Here is an 881-nt window from a genome sequence, read left to right on the forward strand (position 1 = left end):
CCGTGCCAATTTGACCCAGGTACTTTGCCGATTGCCGTCTTACATCGGGGAAGTTGTTGACAACACGACCGTTTTCCCTGGCGGTAGACGACCTGCCTTCTCTGGAAAGGAATTCCAGCGTTTGGCGAATTTCGTCGTTTGTGCTTCCTCTGGCAAGGGCTTCGCCGATATATTCCAAGGCGATAAATTTTTGTTCCCTTGTATACGATCTTGCAGTTTCTCTGATGATCATTATTTCTATTGATTCCTGCAAATAAGATTCCTCAACTGACATTTCCCTTCTTGGATTATTCTGTGCGGCGGCGGTTGAAATAATAATAACAGCCGTTACTAATAAAATGGAAAGACGCTTGAATGAAAACATTTTAATTCTCCTTAATTAATTATTGTCCACGAATTACCGATTTTTTCAAGATCATACAAACGAAGCCGCTGTTCTTCACCAGCTTTGTTTGTCGTTATAGTAAACGCTTTAACCCTGTTTGCGCTTATAAATTCAATTTCTTCAACATGAAGATCGGCCCTTGAAGGGACAACGACATTATCAAAATAATCCCTGGCCGTTTTTAATACAATTTTTCTGGATTTCATCCCGGGCTGAGCCGATATTCGCTTTAAATTTTCCTCAGATGAAATTTCCGCAAAATATTCGGGAGATAAAGAATTCTTCCATGCGTCAAAATTTTTGTTTTTTATATTTTTATTTTGCTCTTCAATAAATTTTTGCACTTCGGCGATTGTAGATTGATATTGCTCCTGACTGACTTTTTTTGGATCGAAAACTTCACTCTTGCCTGAATTGCCTGAACTGCTGACTGCGCTTACCTGCTTCTTTTCCGGTCCAGAACCGCATGATAATACGATTATTACCGCTAGAGACA

1 protein-coding gene and 1 pseudogene are annotated in these 881 nt (G+C 39.8%); both read right to left on the minus strand.

The annotated features are described in order from the left end of the window. A pseudogene (locus ACYVRA_RS07460) lies at window positions 1-364 on the minus strand (HEAT repeat domain-containing protein); the annotation flags it as partial. Window positions 365-375: 11 nt separating this feature from the next. Beyond that, window positions 376-881 (minus strand): hypothetical protein (locus ACYVRA_RS07465; RefSeq protein ID WP_461252115.1); only part of this gene is annotated, 506 nt, incomplete at its 5' end.

This window comes from Treponema sp. R8-4-B8 (assembly GCF_054786175.1).